Source organism: Jeotgalicoccus sp. FSL K6-3177 (assembly GCF_038050175.1).
In the GTDB taxonomy this organism is placed as follows: domain Bacteria; phylum Bacillota; class Bacilli; order Staphylococcales; family Salinicoccaceae; genus Jeotgalicoccus; species Jeotgalicoccus nanhaiensis.
Map to the genome: position 1 here is coordinate 1584872 of NZ_JBBOSK010000001.1, position 24915 is coordinate 1609786.

The following is a 24915-nucleotide window of genomic DNA, read 5'->3' on the forward strand; positions in this document are numbered from 1 at the left end:
ATTAATGAGCTTCTGCTGCTGATTTACTAACCTATTTATAATTAACAATAGTGTATTTTTTCTTGCCGCGGCGGAAGACGGTGAAGTCACCGTTAATTTTATCTTCTTCAGTAATTTTGTGGTTGACGTCCTGCATTCTCTCGCCATTGATATAAATCGCGCCATTCGTAATATCTTCCCTTGCCTGGCGTCTTGACGGGGAAACTTGTGCGTTGACAAGCACGTTGACAAGAGTATTATCTTCGGCATCAACTTCTGCTGACGGTGCATCTTTCAATGCGTCTTTGATCTGTGCAGCATCAAGTGATTTAATGTCGCCGCTGAATAAAGCTTCCGTTACTTTTTTAGCTTCTTCCAGTCCTTCGCTGCCGTGGATGAATTCAGTGATTTCATCTGCAAGGCGCTTCTGGGCTTTTCTTAAATGCGGCTCTTCTGCAACTGAAACGGCAAGCTCTTCAATTTCTTCACGTTCAACGAAAGTAAATAATTTAAGGAATTTGATAACATCTTCATCACTCTGATTCAGCCAGAACTGGTAGAACTCATAAGGTGAAGTACGTTTTCTGTCGAGCCAGATATTGCCTGATTCAGTCTTGCCGAATTTTTTGCCGTCCGCTTTTGTGATCAGCGGAATTGTTAAACCTTCAGCGTTCGTTGTACCGTACATTCTGCGCATTAACTCAAGGCCGCTTGTAATATTCCCCCACTGGTCAGAGCCGCCGATTTGAATTCTGACATCGAAATTTTTATTTAGATGCCCGTAATCGATTGCCTGTAAAATAGTGTACGTAAATTCAGTGTAAGAAATTCCTGTTTCAAGACGGGATTGAATCGCATCTTTTGACAGCATGTAGTTCAAGCCGACATGCTTGCCGTAATCGCGTAAAAATGAAATCAGGCTGATATCTTTGAGCCAGTCTTTATTATTAACAAGTACTGCCGCATTCTCATCGCTGAAATCAAAAATGTTTTCCATCTGGCGTTTAATCGCTTCGACGTTCGCATCCACTTCGTCTTCTGTCAGCAATTTACGCTCATCTGCTTTAAATGAAGGGTCGCCAATCATTCCTGTTCCGCCGCCGATTAAAACTACCGGACGATGACCGTACTGCTGGAATCTGCGCAATGTTAAAAACGGTACTAAGTGACCGATATGCAGGCTGTCCGCTGTCGGATCCGCCCCGCAGTACAGGGAAATTCTCTCCTGTTCGAGCATGTCATTAATTTCTTCTTCGTCAGTCATCTGATATACAATGCCGCGGTATTGCAAATCTTCCAATAATGTAGTCATAATTTCCTCCAATAATGTTATTTTAATGAATAAAAAAAGCACCCATACTTATACAGTATGGGTGCTTTACACGGTACCACCAAACAATTTATCTCTAAATTAGAATTTACGTTTTCTATTACGATTTGAACTTTTACAATGAGTGTATTCGTAAAATTATCATCACCTGCTCGCACCACCCGCCGGCTCTCTGAATCAAATAAAAATACTACTTCTCTCATCGTTCAAATTATTCATTAAATTTTATCTAAGTATATTAGCAGTATAATTAAAAGTCAAGTTTGCATTCCTTTTTGCGTACTTTTCATTTGACATTCAACAGTTTTGAGATACGATTACAGGGTTGATTTACAATATGTTTACACGGGCTTTTATCACTATGAGTGTAAGAAGAACATATGATATAATCTTTTTAACAGGAGGTAGGCATGGAAAAGAAAAATGACTTTATTGATAATATAAAAAAGATGTTCTCGCGTAAAGATCCTGACAAAAAGAAAGACAAAGTTCATGGAGCAACTGCGAAGGACAAGTATCATAATACAGTCGCCCGCTTTAAAAAAGCAGGTTCCCCGCTCAGGGTGTCATTTTTTACAGCATATGACACTATATGGAATGTAGTTTTATTTTTACTATTAGCATTCACCCTGCTCGGAATATTCCTTTTCAGCATCGGTCTCGGCTACTTCGCAGCACTCGTCTCGGATGAGGATGTGCTGGCTGAAGAAGAAATTTTAACTGACCTTACCGAAATGACTGAAAGTACGACTGTAACATTCGGCTCCGGCGAAGAGCTCGGAACCTTGAGATCCGACCTGATCCGAGAAACCGTCGATTATGATGACATCTCTGAGAACGTCACAAATGCATTAATTTCTACTGAGGATGAACACTTTTACGAACATAACGGTGTCGTACCTAAAGCATTTCTCCGCGCATCACTGCAGCAGGTTGCAGGCGGCGAAGAAAGTTCGGGCGGAAGTACGATTACACAGCAGCTGGTTAAAAATCAGATGCTGACCAACGATCCGACATTCGACCGTAAAGCAGCAGAATTACTGCTTGCATTCCGGGTAGAAAATATAATGTCCAAAGAAGAAATTATGGAAGCATACTTAAACGCAGTATCGTTTGGCCGTAATGCCAACGGACAAAATATCGCAGGTATTGAATCTGCCGCACAGGGTGTTTTCGGCAAGCCTGCAGCAGAACTGAACATTGCTGAAAGTGCATTTTTAGCAGGACTGCCTCAAAACCCTTACGCATATACACCATTTAACCAGGACGGTTCTATGAAAGAAGAAGAATTACTTGCAGCGGGTAAAAATCGCCAGGAATTTGTACTTTCAAGAATGCTGACTGAAGGCGCGATTACACAGGAAGAATACGATCAGGCGCTCTCGTTTGATATATATGAAAATATGGCTTCAAGTGTTGTCGTACCAAATCAGAATTATCCGTTCTTAACAGATGAAGTAGAACGCCGCGGTGTCGAGATTATTAAATATATTCTCGCAGAAGAAGAAGGCATCAGCCGTGAAGATGTCGATTCAACGCCGTTAATCAATCAGGAATATACGCAGAAAGCGAACGAAGCAATGCGTAATGAAGGTTACCAGATTGAAACGACAATCGATAAGACAATTTACGACACGATGCAGGAAACGAAAGATAACAGCTTCAGCTACTACGGAGAGCGCAGCAGCCTTGATGCACTGAACGCAACTGAAGGCGAAGAGGAAACTATGCTCGACCACGAAGTCGGCATGGTCTTAAAAGACAATGCTACCGGAAAAATACTCGGTTTTGTCGGCGGACGTGATTACGAAGAATCTGAAATCAACCATGCAACTCAGACAGAACGCCAGGCAGGTTCAACTATGAAACCGCTGAGCACTTATGCTCCCGCTATCGATCAGGGGCTGATAGTTCCGGATACGGTACTGCTGGATAAAGAGTTCAATTTTAACGGCTATGAACCAAAAAACTATTCTACTGAAGAATATGGTCTCGTATCAGCAAAACACGCACTCAGCAACTCGTATAACTTGAGTACGCTCCGATTATGGTCCGAAGTTCAAAATCATAATCCGGGACAGTATTTAGAACAGATGAATCTGAACGTGTCTGATGAACTGCTCAGTACGACTTCACTACCGCTCGGTACGAATGATGTATCAGTTGTAGAAAACGTCGATGCATTTTCTGTCTTCGGCAACGAAGGTGAAATGACGGAGAGCTATATGATTGAATCTATTACAAATCCGAGCGGTGAAGTGATCTACGAACAGCAGCAGGATCCGACAAGAGTATTCAAAGATTCAACATCGTTCTTAATGGCTGATATGCTTAAAGAATCGTTTGTGACCGGATCTGTTTATCACATTAAAGATTATTATGAATCAGTACAGGGCGTATATGACTGGTCAGCGAAAACCGGTACATCTGAACAATTCGTCGATTCATGGATGATTGGATTTAACCCGAAAGTAACACTTGGTATCTGGATGGGCTATGACCGGAATATTCCTCAAGTTTACAGTACGGATGCTGAGCAGTACTACCATCTGTATAATTGGAGAAATATGGCGCAGGCCTTAACAAACGTTGCACCGGAACAGCTTGGTGCATACGAAGAATTCCAGCAGCCTTCCTCAGTCAGAGAAGAAGAATTCTGTGCCCTGACGATGGAACTTGAAGATGACTGCTCAAGCAGCATGGATAGAGCTATTACAGGATTAATCGCAGAAGACACACAGTTCTCAGATAAGAGTTCGCTAAGCGACCCTGCAATCCAGTCCCGTATGGGTGCAGCGATTGACAGCAGTCTTTCTAACAGTGACTTAAGAGGACGTGTCACGCGGACATATGACGACAGATATACAGTCGGCGGCAGATCATCGAGCAGCTCAAGTAGTTCGAGTTCCTCATCTGATGATGATGACGACGATGACGATGATTAATTTACCAGGAACACCTCCACATGTGGAGGTGTTTTTTTGTGCAGATAGGTGTTTTAGTTGAGATATGAGCGGCGTTGTCATTCAAACATCTAACATCCCAAAACCAAACACAAAAAGCCCAAAATTCGAAGATTTTGGGCTTTTATCATTTTAATTCAGTTTTAGAATAATCCAGTTGAAGATCCGTCAGCATTTACGTCCATCTTCACAGCTGATGGTACTTTAGGAAGTCCAGGCATAGTCATGATATCACCTGTCAGTGCTACAACAAATCCTGCACCTGCTTTGGCGATAACTTCACGGACAGTTACATTGAAACCTGTCGGACGTCCAAGTTTTTTAGGGTCGTCTGATAAAGAGTACTGAGTCTTAGCCATACATACCGGGAAGTTGCCCCAGCCGTTAGCTTCGATATCAGCAATTTGTTTTTTAGCTTTATCCGTTAAGATAACACCGTCTCCGCCGTATACTTCTGTAACAATTTTTTCAATCTTGTCAGCGATTGGCAGTTCATCTTCATACAGGTGGTGGAAGTCGTTTCCAGCTTCAACTGCTGCTAATACTTCGTTAGCTAAGTCAACGCCGCCTTCTCCGCCTTTTTCCCATACTTGTGTTAAGGCAACGCGTACGCCCTGTTCTTTACACCAGTCAAGAACGAAGTTTCTTTCTTCATCAGTGTCAGTTACAAAGTCGTTTAAAGCAATTACCGGCTCAACGCCGAATTTACGAGCGTTTTCGATGTGTTTGCCTAAGTTCACAACACCCTCTTTAAGTGCGTCAACATTAGCTTCGCCTAAGTCAGCTTTAGCGACGCCGCCGTTCATCTTAAGTGCACGGATTGTTGCAACTAAAACGATAGCATCCGGCTTAAAGCCGCCCATGCGTGCTTTAATATCCATGAATTTCTCACCGCCGAGGTCAGAACCGAATCCGCACTCTGTTACAACGATATCAGCAAGCTGTCTTGCTGTGTTTGTTGCAATAATTGAGTTACAGCCGTGAGCGATGTTAGCGAATGGACCGCCGTGAATTAAGGCAGGTGTGCCTTCCATAGTCTGTACCAGGTTAGGTTTAATCGCTTCTTTAAGAAGAAGTGCCAAAGCACCTTCAACTTCAAGCTCTCCAACTGTTACTGGCTTTTTGTCGTAAGTATAACCGAATACAATTTTAGCTAATTTTTCTTTAAGATCGATGATGTCGTTTGATAAACATAAGACAGCCATGATTTCACTTGCAACTGTAATATCAAATCCATCTTCGCGCGGAACCCCTCTAGTAGGTCCGCCCAAACCGACAACAACTTGACGAAGCGCACGGTCATTCATGTCGATAACACGCTTCCAGGTTACACGGCGCGGATCAACGTTTAATGCATTGCCCTGGTGAATATGGTTATCAATAAATGCACTCAGTGCGTTATTTGCTGCAGTAATTGCGTGTAGATCACCGTTAAAGTGTAAGTTGATTTCTTCCATCGGCAATACTTGTGCATGGCCTCCGCCTGTTGCTCCGCCCTTAACACCCATTACAGGTCCGAGGGAAGGTTCGCGTAAAGCAACCATTACCTTTTTACCGATTTTATTAAAAGCATCACTTAATCCTACAGTTACTGTTGATTTACCTTCACCTGCAGGTGTCGGGTTCATCGCGGATACAAGAACTATCTTAGAATCTTCCTTGTTTCCTTCCAGTTGGTTGATGTCTACTTTTGCCTTATATTTACCATACATTTCTAATGCGTCTTCAGGAATTCCTGCTTTTTCAGCAATTTCCTGAATTGGTTGTATTGAGGCTTTTGACGCAATTTCTTGGTCAGTCAAATGTGCCATCTTCTCAGCTCCTAAGTATAATTTGCGTTGTAAAACGATTTCACAACTCTTATTCATTATGACATAAAAAATGAAAGCAGGCCATTGTAAACGGCCTACTTTTCGATTACTATTTAAATTTTCTTATAATTTGTTAATTTAATCATCGTCCATCGATGACAGGTCGCCTGCCGGTAAATCGAGTTCCCATGCTTTAAGCACCCGTCTCATAATTTTACCGCTGCGCGTTTTCGGCAGACTGTCTTTAAATTCTATTTCTTTCGGTGCCGCATGCGCTGCGAGACCGTTTTTTACGAATACACGGATTTCTTCTTTTAAATCGTCAGTCGGCTCATAACCGCTTCTAAGCGCGATAAACGCCTTCACAATTTCTCCTCTGACAGGATCCGGCTTACCGATAACGCCCGCTTCCTGCACTGCTTCATGTTCGACAAGTTTGGACTCAATTTCAAATGGACCGACACGCTCGCCCGCTGTCATAATGACATCGTCGACGCGTCCCTGGAACCAGAAGTAGCCGTCTTCATCACGGTAGGCAGAGTCTCCCGAAATATACCAGTCACCGATAAAGTAAGAATCATACTTCGGTTTGTTTTTCCAAATTTCACGCATCATCGCCGGCCAGCCTGCTTTCAGAGCAAGGTTCCCCATACGGTTTGGCGGCAGCTCATTGCCCTGATCATCAACAATGGTCGCCTCAATTCCAGGCAGCGGTTTACCCATCGAGCCGCCCTTAATATCCACAGAAGGGAAATTCACAATCATATGCGCACCTGTTTCTGTCATCCACCAAGTATCGTGGATACGGAGGTTAAATACTTCCATCCCCCATTTAACAACTTCAGGGTTTAAAGGTTCTCCGACTGACAGTATGTGTCTCAGTGACGATAAATCATATTTCTCTACTACATTGTCACTGCTGCCCATCAGCATTCTGAATGCTGTCGGTGCACTGTACCAGACAGTTACTTTCAGCTGTTCGAGAGCACTGTACCATGATTCTGCAGAGAATCTGCCGCCGACAATAACATTAGTCGTCCGGTTCAGCCATGGAGCAAATATTCCGTAGGAAGTACCTGTTACCCAGCCCGGGTCGGCTGTACACCAGTAGACATCATCTTCTTTTAAGTCGAGCACGTATTTACCTGAAATATACTGCTGCACCATGGCGTACTGTGCGTGGAGTACACCTTTCGGCTGCCCTGTTGATCCGCTTGTATAATGTAAAATCAGACCGTCTTCCTTATCCAGCCACTCAATATCAAACTCTTTCGATGCTTTTTCCATTTCTTTATTAAAATTAGTGTACTGATGTTCTGCATCGTCACCTGCAACGATAATATTTTTTAAATCAGGCAAGTCATCAACGGGAATTCTCGGCAGCAATTCCGTCGTTGTAATAATAGTTGATGCTTCACTGTTTTCAAGTCTGTCTTTGACCGCTTTCTCCATAAACGCTTCAAACAGCGGTCCGACTACAGCACCGATTTTTAAAGCGCCGAGCAGTGCAAAATATAATTCTGGTGACCGTGCCATAAAGATAAATACGCGGTCTCCCTTTTTCACTCCGGCATCTTTTAAAATGTTAGCTGCTTTATTTGAATTCTCTTTCATTTCTTTAAAAGTAAACGACTGAATATCATCATTCAGCTTATAGTGAAGCGCAATCTTATCTCCATATCCTTCGTCCACATGTTTATCAATAGCTTCATAAGCCATATTTACTTTTCCTGTTTCGTACCATGAAAATTCTTTTTCAATCTCTTCCCATGAGAAATTTTCTTTTGCCGCTTCGTAATTCGGCATGTTCGCATGTTGATCTGTTGCTTCGTAAAGTTCTACTTTCATCCTTAACGACACCCCTTGCTTGTATTTATGATTTCGCTTTCATATAGCCATTATATTGAAAGACAGTTCAGAATTCTATGAAAACGCCTGATTTCTTTTATTTTCTTTATTTTTATTAAATAAAACCGCTTTCACTTTAGTATGAATAGCCGATAATATATAATGATAATGAATTTGTTTTTTCATAACATTTAATTACTTTTAAAAGGGGTGTTCCATTGAGGCATCAAAAACACTATTTTAAAATGGAAACTAAAACAGAATCTGACATGGTCATTATTGAAGGCCCTGTTGACAGCGACACTTTAAGAACGTATACATTTGACGATAATTTAACCGCGTTCAGACGTCCGGATGAACAGTTTCAGGCGCTCGTGGAAATTGCGGAACTTCCGGAAGGCAGAATTATCGTCAGTCATATAAATAAGCATATTGTCGGCTATATTATATTTCTTCACCCCGACCCGCTCGAGCGCTGGTCAGATGGGAATCATTCTTTCATTATGGAGCTCGGCGCAGTCGAAGTCGTCCTGCCCTGCCGGGGACTCGGTCTTGCCGGCAAGATGCTGGAACTGTCCACTTACGATGATTTTATCGAAAATTATATTATCATTACGACAGAATATTACTGGCACTGGGACTTAAAAAACAGCGGCCTCGATGTCTACGAGTACAAAAATCTTATGATCCGTCTGATGCAGCGGGCGGGCTACGAAGTATTCCAGACAAATGATCCTGAAATTACAGGTCACCCGGCTAACACACTGATGGCACGTATAGGTAAAAATATTAATGACAGACAAATGCAGCAATTTGATGAAATCCGTTTTAAAAACCGCTTTTTAATTTAACGAGAGGTGCGATGATAAATGCTAGTAGAAAGAATTATGACTTCTCCCGTGGAGACACTCCACATCAACGATACGATACACGAAGCGATGAACCTGATGAGCCGCCTATCAATCCGGCATATACCGATTGTGGATGACAATAACCGTCTGGCAGGTATTATTTCCGATAAAGATGTGAATCTCGCCTTGCCGTCCATTACAAATAAGGATGCTGATTTATCGCTCGATCTCGAATTGAATAAGATTATGCGCCAGCAGGTCACCACCTGCCATCCGCTCGACTTCGTCGAAGAAATCGCTAAAGATTTTTATCATTATGCGATTGGAGCAATTCCAGTAATGCGCGGGGCAGAAATCGTAGGTATCGTTACCCAGAAAGACATGCTTAATACTTTCCTCGAGCTGACAGGCATTAAAGAGCCCGGTTCTATTATCGAAATTGATATTAAGGACCGCATGGGAGTCATATTTGATATCGGAAAAGTATTCAAAGACCTGAATATTAAAATCGTCAGCATTTCAATTTATCCGAATGCAGATAAAAAAGATCACAAAATTATCGTACTGCGCATCGATGCAATGAATCCGTTAATTGCTATAGAAAAATTAAAAGAATCCGGATTTAATGTACTGGATCCAAGCGAGATGTCGTAATGAAACCCTTGTATGTTTATACCGATGAACTGCTTAAATACCGGTTTAACGATACTCATCCTTTTAATCAGATGCGCTTAAAATTAACGACGGACTTATTAACGGATGCCGGATTTTTAACTGATGAGGATATTATTAAACCGCGTAAAGCAACAGACGAGGAACTCGCTCTCGTCCACTCCCGTGATTATATCGAAGCGGTGCGGGCAGCGGGACACGGCGAACTGTCGAAAGAAGAATTGGCGAAGTACGGTCTGGATTCGGAAGATACACCGAGCTTTAAAGATATGCATGAAAAGTGTGCGGCTCTCGTTGGTGCCACGCTGACAGCTGTCGATCTGGTAATGACCGGACAGACCGATAAGGCCTTGAGCCTAGCCGGAGGACTCCATCACGGATTCAGCGGCAAGGCGAACGGCTTCTGTGTCTATAATGATACTGCGATTGCGTGTGAATACCTCGCCCAAAAATACGGCAAAAAAGTGATGTATATCGATACAGACGCCCATCACGGTGACGGTGTGCAGTGGACCTTCTACAACCGGAGCGATATTGTGACATATTCGATTCATGAAACCGGCAGATATTTATTTCCCGGAACAGGCAGTGCTACTGAACGCGGTACAGAAGAAGGCTTCGGTTTCACGATGAATCTGCCCATCGATGCATTTACTGAAGATGAGTCATTTCTCGAAGTCTTTAAAACAAGTATTGAACAGGCAATCCAGATTTTTGAACCCGACATTATTCTGAGCCAGAACGGCGTAGATGCGCACTTCCGGGACCCGATGACTCATTTAGCTTTGACTTCCAGATCATATGAGGAAATACCGCGTTTCGTTCGCGGGCTCGCAGATAAGTATACTGACGGCAAGTGGATTGCGGTTGGCGGCGGCGGTTACAATATCTGGCAGGTTGTCCCCCGGATGTGGAGCCAGGTATGGCTAGCCATGAAAGATATCGATGCTCCGTCAGGACCGCTGCCGGAGAAATTTATCGATAAATACAAGGAAAAATGTCAAGTGGACTTCCCTGTGCTGTGGGAAGACACACTGGAAGATTTTACAGATATTCCGCGCCGTGTTGAGATTGCGGAGAAAAATAAGAGTACGCTCGACCGGCTTATGATGTATCTGGAACAGTGAGCGGGTGTTTATCTTTTTATGGTAAGTTCATTAAGATGCGGTAGGTTGTGAATTTTGAGGTGTGTTTTTGAGCTGTATGGACGTTGTTGTTTTCACAAAGTCTATGCAGCTTTTTCTATGTACGTTGTCGATTTAACAACGTTCATACAGCTCATCCCATGTACGTTGTCGATTTAACAAAGTACATACAAAACAAAAAACCGGAGGCTCTCTTCTCATCAAGAGGTCCTCCGGTTTCTTCTTTGTTCATTATCTTGTGGTCGTACGGTAATCGATACTGTAAGGCAGTTCGACTGATGTAGTATCGACTTCTTCTTCATTCATCAGTTTTGTCAGCAGTCTCATGCCTACTGCGCCAAGGTCATATAATGGTACTGCGACACTCGAAATTTTCGGTCTCACCATCGTTACCAGACGCGTATTTGAACAGCTGATAATCTGCAGACGCTGAGGCATTGCAACTCCATGTTCATGCCCGCCGTGCAGTATACCTATCGCTGCTTCGTCACTGATAACAATGACTGCATCGCGTTCATTATCGAGCAGTTTGCCGAAGATTTCTTTACCTTTTTCGTAATCTCCGGCATCTTCTGTCATCAAATAATCGTCGCCGTTGAATCCCGCTTCTTCATATGCTTCTTTCATGCCTGAAATCATACGTGATTCCTGATAACGGGAGTATCCTGCTGTAACAAAACAGATATTTTTAGTGCCGTCAGCGATGAGCTTCCCTGCAACTTCTTTTGCTGCTTCATAGTAATTAATATTAACGTTTGGAATATCATTATCTTCCTCACCTGATCCGCAAATCACTACAGGCACTCTTGAAGTTTCAATATCCTGAAGCACATCGCTGTTCAGTTTCCCGCCGAGGAAAATAATGCCGTCAACCTGTTTGCTGACTAGGTTTAAAAAGGCATTGCGTTCTTTCTTAGGATCCTGATCTGTGTTCGTAATAATAATTTGATAATTATACATTTCTGCGATGTCTTCAAGGCCCCGCGCCAGCGCTGAATAATAAAGATCTGAAATATCCGGAATAATCACGCCGACTGTCGTCGTTTTCTTGCTTGCAAGTCCTCTTGCCACCGCATTCGGGCGATAGTTCAATCTATCTATAACATCTTTAACTTTTTTTCTTGTTTCAGGTTTGACGTTTGGATTACCATTTAAGACTCTAGAAACTGTTGCCATGGAGACTTTTGCTTCTCTAGCCACATCATATATAGTAACTGTCATAATATCCCTCCGAGTCTAATGTGAAAATGTAAACGTTTTAATCAATAATACCAAATTTTTGGCTTCTTTGGTACCGTATATGTAACAATATTATAACAAAAAAATTCAGTCACATGGAGTGACTGAATTATTTATCCGATTTTTTGGGCTTTGCAACGGATTTCTCCGCGTATTTCGACATATCAACCACGTTCGGCCGCTTCAGATTACTGTCTGCGACTTCCTCCTGGATTGCCTGCTGCTGAAGCTGGACTGCTGAGTCATCGAGTTTCTTAACTCTCGATTTTTCGTCCATTTCAGCTTTCTTGTCTTTAACCATCTGTTTAACATCACTGACTTTCTCATCGAGCTTTTCAGAGATTGAAGGTCCGTCATTCTGTTCATTGACTACAGAATCCTGGAGCTTCTTAATGTCATCTCTTAAAGCATCTCCCGATTTAGGAGCGATAAACAGACCGCCGACAACGCCGACGAATAATCCCAATGCGAGACCTACCGTAAAATCGCGGCCGGTCGATGTTTCTACTTGCGCATCGTAGCTCTCGACACCTTTTACGTGTCTGTCTCTATTATACGTTTCCATGATTTAACCTCCAAACAGGATCAATCATTGAGACTTATAAATTCTCTGACTGCCCGTCCACATTCACTTTATTGTAAGCTCTGTTGCGCTGCTGCTGTCTTATTTGCCATTTATCCGCAATTTCCATAGCAACGTTTGACCATTGTACAACCTGTGAAATTTTCTCTTCATTTTGAGAAATGTTATGTGTAATTGAATTCGTAACACGGTCGACAGAATCATTTAAGTTGGTTACAGAATAACCGACACCCTGCACTGCATCCACTACAGCATTAAGTTTTTCAGACTTGCCTTGAATATCTTCAACTAAACGATTCGATTTGTGCAGAAGGTCTGTTGACTCGCGTGTAATTCCCTGAATCTGACCATCCAGTCCATCTAAGGTGCTGGCTACGTGGTCCAGGTTTTTCTTAACCGAGAACAGTACAACTGCAATTGCGATACACAGTACTAAAAATGCAATCGCGGCAATACCCGCGGCAATATATAAAACTATTTGCCAATCCATTCTAACGCCTCCAATATTTCTTTTCTGTATTCTTAATTATCATAACCTAATTCACAATGATATAAACATTTATTTTATATATCTCTTCGTTATTTTAAGAGAGCAGTTCAGTGAAGCGTTTTTCATATTTCTGGATATCTCCTGCACCCATAAATATAATAACGCCGTCTGCATGTTTATCGAGACGTTCGAGGTCGGCTTCCGTCAGCAGCTCTGCCCCGGGTATTAAATCGACCAGATCCTTGCTCGATAAATTGCCGGCAGTTTCACGAGCTGAGCCAAAGATATCAACTATATAGGCTTTATCGGACGTTGACAGTACATCGGCAAATTCCTGCAGGAATTTTTCCGTGCGCGAAAAGGTATGCGGCTGGAAAACCGAGATAATTTCACGATCCGGATATTTTTTACGTGCTGTCTCAAGTGTTGCATCGATTTCTTTTGGGTGATGGGCATAATCGTCAACAATTACCATATTATGAAGTTTAGTTTCAGAAAAACGGCGTTTTACACCTTTATAATTTAAAAATGATTCTTTAATCAAGTCGATATCCAGGTCTTCGAGATAAGAGACTCCGATTACTGCCAGCGAGTTTAAGACGAGGTGATCACCGAACATCGGAATTTTAAATGTATCATAATGAACACCTTTAATTTCCACATCAAAAACAGTGCCGGATTCAGTCACTTTAATATTCTTCGCAATGATATCATCACCGCTCTCAATACCGTAGGTCAGCATATCCTTCACGTGTTCTTTAATTTGTCCGATATACGGGTCATTGCCGTAAGCAATAACACATTTCTTCACCTGCGATGCCATTTCCTTAAATGCGTCCACTACATCTGAAATATCATTAAAGTAATCAGGGTGATCAAAATCTATGTTTGTAATGATTGCATAGTCGGGATAGTAGCTCAGGAAGTGACGTTTATATTCACATGATTCAAAAGTAAAATACTTACTGTCCGGCAGGCCAAATCCCGTGCCGTCACCAATCAGATACGTCGTTTCTACATCTCCGTTCATCACGTGCGAAAGAAGACCTGTCGTCGATGTCTTACCGTGCGAACCGGTAACGCCGATTGAAATATAGCTGCTCATAAAGTCTGCTAAAAACACATGATAGCGGATGACTTCAAAGCCCATTTCATAAGCTTTTTTTATTTCAGGATGGTCATCTTTAAATGCATTTCCTGCAATATATGTCATGCCTTCGACGATATTATCTTCGGAAAAAGGCAATATTTTTATTCCCTTTTTACGCAATGGACCCTCTGTAAATACTTCGTTTTCAATATCAGAACCCTGCACTTCATGACCTATGTCATAGAGAACCTGAGCAAGTGCGCTCATTCCCGCACCCTTTATTCCGATAAAATGATATTTCTTCACGATTACACCAATCTTTCATCGATTATTATATTTTATATGATCAAATACACTCTGTTTTACTGTTTTGTTCACCGTGCCGATTGATATCCGGTTCGGTTTGTTGGAAGTAGGAATGACAGCAAGTGCATCATTGCCCTGTGTCAGTTCATCTGTGCCGCTGACTGCGTTATTATCCGGATCGCAAAAGGCAATCTTGGTCTGCAGCAGCTGCAAAAGTTCGTAGCGGATATCGATTTTTGTATCCATATGGTTTGCAATGACATGAATGCCGAGAGGTTTTCCCTGTTTTAAAATTTGTATCAGCGCGCGTACTGCATCCGGATTTTTATTCTGCAATAAGGCAGCAAGATCATCGATAATAATTACCAGGGTTGCTTTTCTCGACTCGAATTTCACGCGGCTGTTATAACTCTGAATATTTCTGACATGTGCCCTTCTGAACGCCACACTGCGTTCATTCAGCTCGTGCAGAAACATTTTCAGTGCTTCTTTGTCTGTCGGTGAAACTCTGCTGCTGTATGAATGCGGCACGTCGAGATAGTCATCATATTTGTCATCTTCAGCTGCGATTGCAATTTTTAAATCGTTCGAATTGTGGTTCATTAACAGCGACAGCAGTATATTGTCGATTACATTCGTATCGTAATTCGGCTGATTGCCGTAAATTAAAATATGTCCTGCTTTTGATAATTCATAGCTGAAAATTTTATCGTCAACCGTTTTACCGACTGCAAATTTGTAATCACTTTTACGAAGCTTTAGACTGCTCGCTTCAAAAAGCGTGCGGAAAGTAATCGGACGCGGATTTTCAAGCGGAACTTCGAGACCAATGTTGGACGTGCCGATCAGCGGGCTCATAATACGCAGTTCATTAAGGCTGAGTTCTTCTTTCAAAGCTGCATTCAGACGCGGTATATTACTGACTCTAAAGGCACGGTTCAGCTTCACTTCATAGCGGCCGATAATACCGTTTGAAGTATAACTGATGACACGGCCTTCCACATTCAGTTTAACAAATGCTTCGTCAATTTTTTCTGACAGCGCTTTGTCCGGTTCTTTGTAATCAGCTGCCTGAGCACTTCCGAGTATGCTTATACCCGGCTGCGTTGCATTCGGGCCGATTCGTTTGCCGTTTGCCGCCTGCTGTTTTTCGCGCAGCTTGTTCTGTTTTGAACCGAGTACACTCAGTGTATCATGCTGCTTTTCTCTCGCTGGCACTTTTTGCCTGGACTTTGCGCCGCCTGCTCTTTCTGAATCGCGTTTCTTTTTAAGCGCAGCAAGTTCCGTACGCCGCTGCTGCTCTTTTATCTTCTGTTTATCTTTCCTTTTTTCACGTTCGGTACGTTCCTGCACAATTTTATCGACAATGACAGAATTATAATTTTTAAATTTTTCAAGGTAAATTTCACGCTCATCCCGTTCGGGCCGTTCCGGCTTTTTCAAGCCGTAAACTGACGATGGAACCTGACGCGCTTTAGAAATCGTCATTCTCGTCGGCCGTTTTACCGACGGTTTTGACGTGCTGTATTTCGTTTCCTGCTGCGGCCGTCTGACATAGGCAGGCGGTGAATATAATGGAGTTTCAGGTTCGTTATCCGCATCGTCCGGACTGCCGATATCAAGAGGAAACTTGAATGCTTCTTTACTCTCTTCTCTGTCGTGGCGTTCCTTATTAAATTCTCGTCTTTTTCTTCTCGTCATTTAATCTCACCTTTATCCGACCGGGAACGGCTGGCCGACGCTGTAACTGCCGTCTAAAACATAGATACCTTTTACCCCGTCATCTTTTAAGTTAAGTTCCTTTTTAGAACAAATCATCCCGTTTGAATCCACACCCCGGAGAGTGGAAGGCTTAATATATAAACCGCCGGGCATTACAGCACCGACTCTTGCTACGACAACCTTCTGTTCCGTATCAACGTTCGGCGCGCCGCAGACAATCTGCAGCACTTCTGTGCCGACATCCACTTTTGTTACCTTCAGTTTATCCGCATCCGGATGCGCTTCTTTTTCGATTACTTTGCCGACGATAAACTTCGGTGTCAAATCGAACTCAATTGTTTCAAGACCATTCTTCTGGAGCAGTTCGTTAATACGCGGCACCATCGTTTCATAGTCGCTGATGTCTGTATTTTCAAGTGACAGGTTATCCGCTGCCTTGAAAATATTCAGGCCGATGACTTCATCGCCGTCTTTAATCAGAGTAATATCGCCATGGTGTTCATATGAGACATTCTTCGTCTTTCTTAATGTTACAAATAATACATCTCCAACGTTTTCATTGTATGTGAGTCTCACATCATTCACTACTTTCTTCGCTATTTGTTTTTGTTATTGTAATTTCTCTGCTTGCCTAATATAAATACAGGCTGCAGCTTAGCTCCGTCGTATGAAAACGACAGAGATGTTATCGGTGTCAGTCCTTCTGCAAAGTACTGCATCATCATCTGTGCCATAATATCGTAGCCGACGTTATTTTTACAGTCCGCTATAATCAGCACATCCTGATGCGGCAGGCCGACCAGCATTTCGCCTTCTGTTTTTTCCAGCATTTCATGCAGGAAGTCCGTATTTAAAATACGCGACGAATCGTAGCCGTCATTATGATTAATGAAGTAAAAATCATTGTCCTGAACTGTCTGTTTTTTAATTTCAACCGGCAGATTTTTTAAATTGTTTTCCGCGAGCACTTTCATATCTTCTTCCGACATGCCGAGAGAGTCAAGCAATGCTTCGTCGATTAATCGGTAACTCTTATCAAAATCAACTGCATAATAAATATTCGTTTCATTCGTATGCGGTGTAATGATAAACGGCTCGCCGCCTTTAGTTTTATCGGGGAAACTCGTTGCACGGACAACGGGGTAAATCGCCGCTGTCTCCGCATCGATTTTCTCTTCGCCCATACGCGTCAGAGATTCATCGATATAATAAACAAGTTCATCTATAATTTTATCATCATTCTTCGCTTTATTCAGTGCTTTTGATAAAGCAATTGTAATTCCCTGGCCGTTATCAGTACGCTCAACGCGCAGTTCTTCCTTTTCGCGGTTGAATTTATGTGAAACATCATTTCTTTTTGCCGTGATTCTTTCAATAATCAGATCACGCAATTTATAAATATTCATGATTTACCTCCTGTGTTATTTACCTAAGCTAATAATTTGATCGCCCTGTTTAATAAACCCGTAAAAGCTAAACAGTTTATAGAATATCAGAGTTACAATTAGAGGTAAAACGATATGAAATACCAGAATCAGCATAACAGTGGACATCGACAGCCCCATCGTTTCAACTGCCATAATCTGGCCGACGAAGCCGCTCGTTCCCATGCCTGCGCCGGCTGCATTATTTTCCATCGGAAAAAAGACAGTCATAATCGGTGCAATAATTGCACTGGCGATAACTGACGGCATAATAATGAAAGGATTCCTCAGTATATTCGGCACCTGCAGCATCGATGTGCCGACACCGATTGAAATGACACCGGATACGCCGTTATCTTTGTAGCTCATCGCAGCGAGCCCGACCATATGGCAGCAGCAGCCGATAACTGCTGCACCGGCGGCTACACCGCTTAAGTCGAGCATGAGAGCAAGAGCCGCACTCGACAGCGGCGCTGTCAGCGTGATGCCGAAGACGACACTTACAAGAATGCCCATCATAAACGGCTGCTGATCAGTCGCAAAGACGATAATATCGCCAAGCCCCGTCATTACACCGCCTACTGCTTCGCCGATTAAACCGGCGATCAGAAAACCGGCAATTAAAGTAAACAGCGGTGTCAAGATTATATCGAGTTTCGTTTTCTGCTGATAAAGTCTCGCCGCTTCAATAATTATTAAACTTACGATAAAACTCGCAGCCGCCCCGCCTAGATCATAAGCGTGCTGGCTGACAGCGAGCACCGAGAAAATAACGAGCGGGGGAGACTTCAAGCCGTAAGCAATGGCAACACCGATCGCAGCGCCTGTTAAGCTCTGTGCTGTATCGCCGATTACCGACAGGCTGCTTAAAAACGGGATATAAGATGCCGCAGTATTAATAATCAGACCGATGATTAAAGTGCCGAATAAGCCGAGTGCCATAAAACTCATCGCTTCTATAAACCAGCGGTGCAGTATGTTTTTCATAGCTTATCCCCGGATTCTGTCTGCAGTTTCATTATTGACGTTTTTAATCAGTGAAGTTAATAAATTATGTGCATGCAAATAATCCTCATAGTTAATAATGGAGTTCGCCGTGTGAATATAGCGTGAACAAATACCGACTACAGCTGACGGCACTCCGTTCCCTGAGACATGAATGCTGCCGGCATCCGTTCCGCCCGGTGAGTGATAATACTGATACTTAACATCCGAAGCTTTGGCTGTATCGAGCAGAAACTCCCGCATTTTAGGAGAAAGAATCATAGTGCGGTCAAACAGACGAAGCAGAGTTCCCTCTCCTATCTTGCCAAGATCGTCTTTTTTGCCCATCATATCGTTGGCCGGTGAACAGTCAACAACGAAAGCAATATCGGGCTTAATCATATTAGCGCTGGCTTTCGCTCCGCGGAGTCCAACTTCTTCCTGAACATTTGCTCCAATATACAAATCGCAGTCGAGCTCAGTATCTTTAAGCGACTCGAGCGTTTCAATCGCAATCAGGCAGCCATATCTGTTGTCCCAAGCTTTGGCAAGTAATTTTTTGTCATTTTTAAGAACCTGAAAATCGACTTTCGGCACGATAGAATCACCGAGATTGATCCCCATTTCAAGCAGTTCCTCTTTTGAGTCCGCACCCACATCGAGAAGCATGTCTTCGATTTTAGTCTCCTTGTTTTCACCTCTTCTGAAGTGAACCGGCACGCTGCCGATAACGCCTGTAATTTCTTCATCCGATGCTGTGCGTACTGAAAACCGCTGACTTAATAAAACATCAGTCGGCCAGCCCCCAAGCGGCGTAAATTTAAGGAAGCCGTTGTCCGTCAGTTCAGTGACCATAAAACCGACCTCGTCCATATGAGCTGCGACAAGAACTTTCGGAGCATTTTTATTTTTGCTCTTTTTGACTGCAAAAATACCGCCGAGGCCATCCTGAATAATTTCATCAGCATATTCCGACAGTTCAGCTCTCATGTATTCACGTACTTTATCTTCAAATCCGGGAGCACCGTGCAATTCTGTTAAAGCCTTCATTCTTTCCAATGTTTTTTTCGACAGTTCCATGAAAATACCCCTTTTAATTGTTAATTATTTAATATTCTGTGTTAAACTACTTCATAAGGAGGATGTACATATGAAGCGTAATTTGATTGTATTTACATTATTGGCTGTAACGGTTATTCCGCTATTAGTATGGTTATTACTGCACCGCAGAGTCGATACGAAGAAAATTGTCGATAACCTGCACCTTCAATTTGAAGACATTTCATTCATTTCACTCGACTACCAGGCAGACGGCCAAAACCGTTTTGGTTTAAATACAAACACCGTAAGCGGTGTGCTGCATGTCGGCAATGATGAAAATACGGTGAAATATAACTTTTTAGCAGATCCTTACACAGCTGAAATCATGGAGATTACTGTTCAGTAATCCCCATGATTTTTTTATTTGCTTAAATGTTCAAATGTTTTTCTGATGCGGTCAAGACCGTCTTCTATACGTGTCCTGCTCGAAGCAACATTGAATCTGAAATGTTTGTTCTCATCGTCCAGATACAGTTTGCCCGGAGACACAGCAATTCCGCCGACTTCCACAAGAGCTCTGTGGACCTCTGATGCATCCAGGCCGGATTTTTCAAAACTGATCCAGCCGAGATAAGTTGCCTTCGGAATATCAAATGATAAATATTCGGACAGATGCTCGTCGATATAGTCGCTGATCAGCTGGAAGTTCTCTGCCACATGATCGTTCAGCTGGTCAATCCATTCCCCGCATTCCGTATAAGCAGCCTCTATCGCCGCGAGTGCGAGACTGGAAGCTGTGTTGACATTATATCTGCTCCCCATTGCAGTAGTAATATCAGCCGTAATATTTCTGTCTTTTGTAATAAAATAAGAGTGCGGAATACTCGCCAGGTTAAATGACTTCCCGAGTCCGGTCGTTACGAGCACGGAATCATTTTCTTCAAGCAGCGATACCATCGACACAAAATCCTCTTTCGGACGGACAAAATCCATATGAATTTCATCGCTGATTAAATATACCTTGTTTTCCTGGCAGATTTTCTTAATTTCAGACAGCTCTTCTTTTGACCAGACTTTGCCGGTCGGATTGTGCGGGTTGCAGTGAATATATAAAGTTACATCTTCACGCGCGCACAGATTCTTAAACTCTTCTGTATTTAAAAAGTATTCCTTTTTACTCTCATCGTAAATCAGAGGTGTCTCCACTATTTTACGGTCATTCCCTTTAATTAAATTCGGGAATGAGTTGTAGGATGGCGTCGTTAAGATAACCCCGTCTCCTTCGTTTGTCGTCTGCCTCATCACTTCCCCGACAGTATATAATACCGAAGCAGCATAGTGAATATCATCTTCGTTTAAAGAAATATTAAAGCGCGTTTTCCACCAGTGTTTTATCGGTTCGTAAAAACGCTCGTTCTGCCACATCGTATAACCGAATATCCCGTTGTCGACACGTCTTTTAATCGCATCTCTGATGACTTCGGGTGTTTCTATATCCATGTCCGCAATCCAGAAAGGTTCGAGTCCTGTCGCTCCGAATAAAGCTTCGGTGCCGTCGTACTGAACGCTGTATGTACCTTCTCTTGACGTAGTTTTATTGAAATCGAACTGTGTCATTATATTCCTCCACTCTAAATGTTTTGTATCCTTACATTTTAACATTGTTTAAGGGATAATACACGAATATAAAAAAGCACCTTCCCTTAGAAAGATGCCTGAATCCAATATATTTTATGACCGCGCTGCGAGAATTTTTCTTCATATTCAGTACGGATATTCGTTTCGGGTTCATCAGCGTGAACATCGAGGTTCAGATTTTCGAATTTCATGCCGTATGTATTCATCGATATCAGGCTGAATTCGAACAGTCCTCTGTTATCCGTTTTAAATTCCACAATTGTGTTTTCTTTTAACAGCTGTTTATAACTCGATAAAAAATTGCTGTGTGTCAGCCTTCTCTTTGCATGACGGTTCTTCGGCCATGGATCGGAAAAGTTCAGATAGACTTTATCGACTTCGTTTTCATTAAAGTAATCCATCAGTTTGTTGGCATCCAGAAGCACGAGTCTTACATTTTCTAACCCGAGATCTACTACCTTTTCCGTTACGCGGATCATAACGTTCTTGTCTATTTCAATCCCGACGTAATTAATATCGGGATTATTCTGTGCAAGCGTCGTAATAAAAGTCCCCATGCCTGTACCGACTTCGATATGAAGCGGCTGATCCTTACTGAAAAACTCTTTTATTTTTTTACTGTAATTATTGTTAACATCCACAAGCTGGTCATTTGATTCCAGATAATCAATCGCCCAGGGCTTATTGCGCATTCTCAAAAATATTCACTACTCTCAATTATTAAATAAGACGGTCCTTGTCCATAGCTTTCGACAGGAATAATATCCATTCGTTCATTTCAGTAAATCGTTTCCGGTCTTCATACCATTGAATCATCGTAATTGCCTGTACAAAAGTATACCACTTCATGCGGGAGCGGAGGTCGTTATCGAGTTCTACTCCGTAGTCTCTGAGCCAGCTGTCCCACTCGCTGTGTTCAACATACGGATATAAGATCATTCCGAGGTCGATGGCCGGGTCTGCAATCATTGCACCTTCCCAGTCGACTAAAAAGAGCTCGTCCGTATCAGAAAGCAGCCAGTTGTGATGGTTTACATCACCGTGGCACACTCTGCAATCTGCAACCTCAATTTCCGGCACTGCGTTCTCGAGGTATTGGATAGCATTTCTAACGACGTGATGGGCGTTAACTTTCGGAGATAACGATGACTGTATTTTGTTAAGTAAAATTTCCGGCAGCATCGGTTTCATGCCGAGACGTTTTAACATCGTGAGAAGCGGTTCTGATGTGTGTATCTTACTCATCAGCGCTGCGACCCGCAGCCCTCCCATATCTTCACGTGTCAACTCCCGGCCATTTTTCCAATGCTGTGCTGTTACCACTTCGCCCGTCTCGATCCGTTTTGTCCAAACGAGTTTCGGGACGATGCCTTCTGCGGATAACGCCGCTAGGAAAGGGCTGGCGTTTCTTTTCAGGAATAATTTGCGGCCGTCCTGCTCAGCTTTATAAGCTTCACCGGATGGGCCTCCTAAAGGATCTAATTGCCAGCCGAGTTGATAGAAATGATCCAATTCTTACACCTCGTTTCATCGTTCAAATAAAAATTTGCGCTATAATATTTAATTAGATAGCGCAAATTTAGTTCGTGTTTAAAATTTTATCGGGTTTAATGTTTTATTTCAAGGACAAAAGATGTAATACTTTTGCCAACTGAATGTTAGTACATAGCAACTGTGATGTTGTTCAGATAAATTATTATACACTAAACAAAATGTTGTTTAAAGTTAACTGAATGATGTACTGATTTTAAAGCTCAATTTTTACTCGGCTGCCTGAATCGGACCCGTTCCACGAGCAAAGAAGCAAATGTTAGTATAACAGGTTTTACGCCTTCTGGGAATAGAGGATTTCATTCTTTCATATACTGTATACCCGATGTTTGATTCTTCAAAAATATCTGTTATTATTGCCTGTCCATTAAGCAGCAGATATTCATTTAATGTGTAAATTGAAGCATTAAAGTCAAGGTTTAACCACACACGTATTATATAAAGCTTCCAGATAAATCGCTGTTGCCAGCAGCAGTTCATCGATATTCATACGCTCATCTTTCTGGTGCATCGTATCAACAGTATCGCTGAACATTGCACCGAAAGCGACACCCCTTTCAAGGGTGCGCGCATAGGTTCCTCCGCCGATAGTAAATGCTTCACTGTCATCACCGGTGTGCTTCTGGTAGCTTTCCAGCAATTTTAAAACAAGCGGGTCATTCTTATCGACATAATGGGGTTTCTGGTCACTGATATCTTCAATTGTAAAACCTGTTTCTTTTATCGTTTCTTCCAAATTTTCAATGCCCTGATCAAAATCAAGACCAGCCGGATATCTTAAGTTCACCCCGAAAATACCGCCGTCAACTTCCGTATAGTTAATCATGCCTGTATTTACACTGACATTTCCCATCTCCTCGTGATGATGCGCCATGCCGAACTGTTCGCCGCTTAAATTGCCGATGATGTATTTTTCTGCAAAATTGACAAACTGCCTGCCATTTGTGTCGAGCTCAATTTCCGCAAGAAACTTAAGCAGCTCGGTACCGGCGTTCACACCCTCTTCCGGTGTCGAACCGTGTGCACTTTTGCCGGACAGTTCAAGTTTTAAGAAGCCGCCGTCAATTTCGTATTTTCCGGTATTTCCTGTTTTCCGGATAAACCCTTCGTAAGCCTGAATAATTGAGCTCATTTGTGTCAGAACTTTTAGTTTCGCTTCCGCAGACTCCGGCACCATGTTGTAACGCTCACCGGAAATAAATGCTTTTAATTCAATATCGCTGTCGACATATTCATCATCGAGATTCGTCTGGACGATATTAAACGAAGTAATTCCCTTTTCTCCGTGAATAACCGGGAAAGCAGCATCGGGAGAAAATCCGGCATCTGGCATTTCTTCACTTTTGAAGTAAGCATCCGTACACTGCCAGTCTGACTCTTCATCCGTGCCGACAATTAGACGGACACGCTGATTAAATTTATACCCTTCGTTATGTAAAATTTTCAAGGCGTAATAAGCAGCCATTGTCGGGCCTTTATCGTCCTGTACACCGCGCGCGGTAATTTCATTATTGGCAAGGACCGGTTCGAATGGTTCCGACGTCCATCCTTTGCCCGGCGGCACTACATCCACATGTCCGAGAACACCGAACAATTTCTCACCTTGACCAAATTCAATATGACCGGCAAGATTATCTACAACTTTCGTCGGCAGTCCTTCTTGTGCTCCGAGATTAATCATATATTCGAGTGCTTGTTTCGGCCCTTCACCGACAGGCGCGTCCTTAACTGCATCACTTTTTACACTGTCAATTGAGAGCAGCCCCATCAAATCCTTGATTAAATCATCTTTATATTGACTAACTAATTGTTTCGCATCCATTATTATCAGCTCCAGCAAGAGATTTTCTTCTATTATATACTTTTTAATAAGTTTTTTCAGTTTTGGTGTGGGAGAAATTTTGAGAAAAGGGACTGGGATATATATGAGACTCCGTCATGCCAACGCATCACGCCTTTCGTATACATGAGCTTCCGTCATGCCAACGCATCGCGCCTTTCGTATACATGAGCACCCGTCATGCCAACGCATCGAGTCTTTCGTATACATGAGCTTCCGTCATGCCAACGCATCGAGTCTTGCGTATACATGAGATCCCGTCATGCCAACGCACCGAGTCTTGCGTATACATGAGCTCCGGTCATGCCAACCCCATCAAACCAGGTTGGCATGACAGTGATCTTGAGGAAACTTTTCTGACAATCCGTCTTTAATCTACTCTATAAAAAAACGGCCTGAAAATCTTAA

General features: G+C 42.6%; 21 protein-coding genes. 5 read left to right on the top strand and 16 right to left on the bottom strand.

Annotation, left to right across the window (positions count from 1 at the left end):
• Window positions 1-31: 31 nt before the first annotated feature.
• Window positions 32-1294 (bottom strand): tyrosine--tRNA ligase, encoded by a 1263-nt coding sequence (gene tyrS / locus MHH58_RS07870; RefSeq protein ID WP_318272316.1) that lies wholly within the window; start codon window positions 1292-1294, stop codon window positions 32-34.
• 425 nt (window positions 1295-1719) lie between these two features.
• Here tyrS and MHH58_RS07875 point away from each other — a divergent pair, with 425 nt between their 5' ends.
• Window positions 1720-4254: a transglycosylase domain-containing protein gene (locus MHH58_RS07875; RefSeq protein WP_341345556.1), complete on the top strand. Its 2535-nt coding sequence runs from the start codon at window positions 1720-1722 to the stop codon at window positions 4252-4254.
• A gap of 161 nt (window positions 4255-4415) precedes the next feature.
• Here the strand turns inward: MHH58_RS07875 and MHH58_RS07880 are convergent, their stop codons facing one another.
• On the bottom strand, window positions 4416-6083 hold the full coding sequence (locus MHH58_RS07880; RefSeq protein WP_135098177.1) for a formate--tetrahydrofolate ligase: 1668 nt from the start codon (window positions 6081-6083) through the stop codon (window positions 4416-4418).
• Window positions 6084-6221: 138 nt separating this feature from the next.
• Window positions 6222-7931 carry an acetate--CoA ligase gene (acsA, locus tag MHH58_RS07885; protein WP_341345557.1) on the bottom strand — a complete coding sequence of 570 codons (1710 nt, stop codon included), beginning with the start codon at window positions 7929-7931 and terminating at the stop codon, window positions 6222-6224.
• 218 nt (window positions 7932-8149) lie between these two features.
• On the opposite strand from acsA, the gene MHH58_RS07890 reads away from it, so the two are divergent.
• The 3 genes from MHH58_RS07890 to MHH58_RS07900 are packed head-to-tail and all read left to right on the top strand — an operon-like array spanning window position 8150 to window position 10581.
• Window positions 8150-8782, top strand: coding sequence for an N-acetyltransferase (locus MHH58_RS07890; protein WP_445922973.1), 633 nt, complete (start codon window positions 8150-8152; stop codon window positions 8780-8782).
• Window positions 8783-8800: 18 nt separating this feature from the next.
• Complete coding sequence (locus MHH58_RS07895) at window positions 8801-9436, top strand: CBS and ACT domain-containing protein (protein WP_135098181.1); 636 nt, start codon at window positions 8801-8803, stop codon at window positions 9434-9436.
• Window positions 9436-10581 (top strand): acetoin utilization protein AcuC, encoded by a 1146-nt coding sequence (locus tag MHH58_RS07900; protein ID WP_341345559.1) that lies wholly within the window; start codon window positions 9436-9438, stop codon window positions 10579-10581. The genes MHH58_RS07895 and MHH58_RS07900 overlap by 1 nt, the downstream gene beginning before the upstream one ends.
• A gap of 249 nt (window positions 10582-10830) precedes the next feature.
• On the opposite strand, the gene ccpA is transcribed toward MHH58_RS07900, so the two are convergent.
• The 9 genes from ccpA to MHH58_RS07945 all read right to left on the bottom strand — a co-directional run bounded on the left by ccpA (window position 10831) and on the right by MHH58_RS07945 (window position 19517).
• Window positions 10831-11820 carry a catabolite control protein A gene (gene ccpA / locus MHH58_RS07905; RefSeq protein WP_135098185.1) on the bottom strand — a complete coding sequence of 330 codons (990 nt, stop codon included), beginning with the start codon at window positions 11818-11820 and terminating at the stop codon, window positions 10831-10833.
• Window positions 11821-11947: 127 nt separating this feature from the next.
• Window positions 11948-12403, bottom strand: coding sequence for a YtxH domain-containing protein (locus tag MHH58_RS07910; RefSeq protein ID WP_115884091.1), 456 nt, complete (start codon window positions 12401-12403; stop codon window positions 11948-11950).
• A 34-nt stretch (window positions 12404-12437) separates the two neighbouring features.
• Complete coding sequence (locus MHH58_RS07915; protein ID WP_135098188.1) at window positions 12438-12911, bottom strand: DUF948 domain-containing protein; 474 nt, start codon at window positions 12909-12911, stop codon at window positions 12438-12440.
• A gap of 94 nt (window positions 12912-13005) precedes the next feature.
• The gene (gene murC, locus MHH58_RS07920; RefSeq protein WP_135098190.1) at window positions 13006-14307 is read right to left on the bottom strand and encodes a UDP-N-acetylmuramate--L-alanine ligase; all 1302 of its coding nucleotides are present in this window, start codon (window positions 14305-14307) and stop codon (window positions 13006-13008) included.
• A gap of 15 nt (window positions 14308-14322) precedes the next feature.
• Window positions 14323-16008: a DNA translocase FtsK gene (locus MHH58_RS07925; RefSeq protein WP_341345560.1), complete on the bottom strand. Its 1686-nt coding sequence runs from the start codon at window positions 16006-16008 to the stop codon at window positions 14323-14325.
• A gap of 12 nt (window positions 16009-16020) precedes the next feature.
• A complete protein-coding gene (gene ytpR / locus MHH58_RS07930; protein ID WP_341345561.1) occupies window positions 16021-16605 on the bottom strand; it encodes a YtpR family tRNA-binding protein in 585 nt (194 codons plus the stop codon).
• Window positions 16606-16625: 20 nt separating this feature from the next.
• On the bottom strand, window positions 16626-17435 hold the full coding sequence (locus tag MHH58_RS07935; protein WP_341345562.1) for a DUF1444 family protein: 810 nt from the start codon (window positions 17433-17435) through the stop codon (window positions 16626-16628).
• Between the two features lie 15 nt (window positions 17436-17450).
• Window positions 17451-18440, bottom strand: coding sequence for a PTS transporter subunit IIC (locus tag MHH58_RS07940; RefSeq protein WP_341345563.1), 990 nt, complete (start codon window positions 18438-18440; stop codon window positions 17451-17453).
• Between the two features lie 3 nt (window positions 18441-18443).
• Window positions 18444-19517, bottom strand: a complete 1074-nt coding sequence (locus MHH58_RS07945) for a M42 family metallopeptidase (RefSeq protein ID WP_135098198.1) — start codon at window positions 19515-19517, stop codon at window positions 18444-18446.
• Window positions 19518-19587: 70 nt separating this feature from the next.
• Here MHH58_RS07945 and MHH58_RS07950 point away from each other — a divergent pair, with 70 nt between their 5' ends.
• On the top strand, window positions 19588-19884 hold the full coding sequence (locus MHH58_RS07950) for a hypothetical protein (protein ID WP_115884084.1): 297 nt from the start codon (window positions 19588-19590) through the stop codon (window positions 19882-19884).
• Window positions 19885-19898: 14 nt separating this feature from the next.
• On the opposite strand, the gene MHH58_RS07955 is transcribed toward MHH58_RS07950, so the two are convergent.
• The 4 genes from MHH58_RS07955 to pepV form a co-directional block, all read right to left on the bottom strand.
• Window positions 19899-21095 carry a MalY/PatB family protein gene (locus MHH58_RS07955; RefSeq protein WP_135098200.1) on the bottom strand — a complete coding sequence of 399 codons (1197 nt, stop codon included), beginning with the start codon at window positions 21093-21095 and terminating at the stop codon, window positions 19899-19901.
• An 86-nt stretch (window positions 21096-21181) separates the two neighbouring features.
• Window positions 21182-21814 carry a tRNA (guanosine(46)-N7)-methyltransferase TrmB gene (trmB, locus tag MHH58_RS07960; protein ID WP_135098202.1) on the bottom strand — a complete coding sequence of 211 codons (633 nt, stop codon included), beginning with the start codon at window positions 21812-21814 and terminating at the stop codon, window positions 21182-21184.
• A gap of 22 nt (window positions 21815-21836) precedes the next feature.
• Window positions 21837-22628 (bottom strand): phosphotransferase family protein, encoded by a 792-nt coding sequence (locus MHH58_RS07965; protein WP_341345564.1) that lies wholly within the window; start codon window positions 22626-22628, stop codon window positions 21837-21839.
• A 451-nt stretch (window positions 22629-23079) separates the two neighbouring features.
• Entirely contained in the window at window positions 23080-24489 is a 1410-nt protein-coding gene (gene pepV, locus MHH58_RS07970; protein WP_341345565.1) for a dipeptidase PepV, read from the bottom strand.
• Between the last annotated feature and the right edge of the window lie 426 nt (window positions 24490-24915).

What these genes read in the sequence shown, in the direction of transcription:
- MHH58_RS07875 (WP_341345556.1), top strand. Translation starts at nt 1,720, where the DNA reads ATGGAAAAGAAAAATGACTTTATTGATAATATAAAAAAGATGTTCTCG.
- MHH58_RS07880 (WP_135098177.1), bottom strand. Translation starts at nt 6,083, where the DNA reads ATGGCACATTTGACTGACCAAGAAATTGCGTCAAAAGCCTCAATACAA.
- acsA (WP_341345557.1), bottom strand. Translation starts at nt 7,931, where the DNA reads ATGAAAGTAGAACTTTACGAAGCAACAGATCAACATGCGAACATGCCG.
- MHH58_RS07895 (WP_135098181.1), top strand. Translation starts at nt 8,801, where the DNA reads ATGCTAGTAGAAAGAATTATGACTTCTCCCGTGGAGACACTCCACATC.
- MHH58_RS07900 (WP_341345559.1), top strand. Translation starts at nt 9,436, where the DNA reads ATGAAACCCTTGTATGTTTATACCGATGAACTGCTTAAATACCGGTTT.
- ccpA (WP_135098185.1), bottom strand. Translation starts at nt 11,820, where the DNA reads ATGACAGTTACTATATATGATGTGGCTAGAGAAGCAAAAGTCTCCATG.
- MHH58_RS07910 (WP_115884091.1), bottom strand. Translation starts at nt 12,403, where the DNA reads ATGGAAACGTATAATAGAGACAGACACGTAAAAGGTGTCGAGAGCTAC.
- MHH58_RS07915 (WP_135098188.1), bottom strand. Translation starts at nt 12,911, where the DNA reads ATGGATTGGCAAATAGTTTTATATATTGCCGCGGGTATTGCCGCGATT.
- MHH58_RS07925 (WP_341345560.1), bottom strand. Translation starts at nt 16,008, where the DNA reads ATGACGAGAAGAAAAAGACGAGAATTTAATAAGGAACGCCACGACAGA.
- MHH58_RS07935 (WP_341345562.1), bottom strand. Translation starts at nt 17,435, where the DNA reads ATGAATATTTATAAATTGCGTGATCTGATTATTGAAAGAATCACGGCA.
- MHH58_RS07940 (WP_341345563.1), bottom strand. Translation starts at nt 18,440, where the DNA reads ATGAAAAACATACTGCACCGCTGGTTTATAGAAGCGATGAGTTTTATG.
- MHH58_RS07945 (WP_135098198.1), bottom strand. Translation starts at nt 19,517, where the DNA reads ATGGAACTGTCGAAAAAAACATTGGAAAGAATGAAGGCTTTAACAGAA.
- MHH58_RS07950 (WP_115884084.1), top strand. Translation starts at nt 19,588, where the DNA reads ATGAAGCGTAATTTGATTGTATTTACATTATTGGCTGTAACGGTTATT.
- MHH58_RS07955 (WP_135098200.1), bottom strand. Translation starts at nt 21,095, where the DNA reads ATGACACAGTTCGATTTCAATAAAACTACGTCAAGAGAAGGTACATAC.
- pepV (WP_341345565.1), bottom strand. Translation starts at nt 24,489, where the DNA reads ATGGATGCGAAACAATTAGTTAGTCAATATAAAGATGATTTAATCAAG.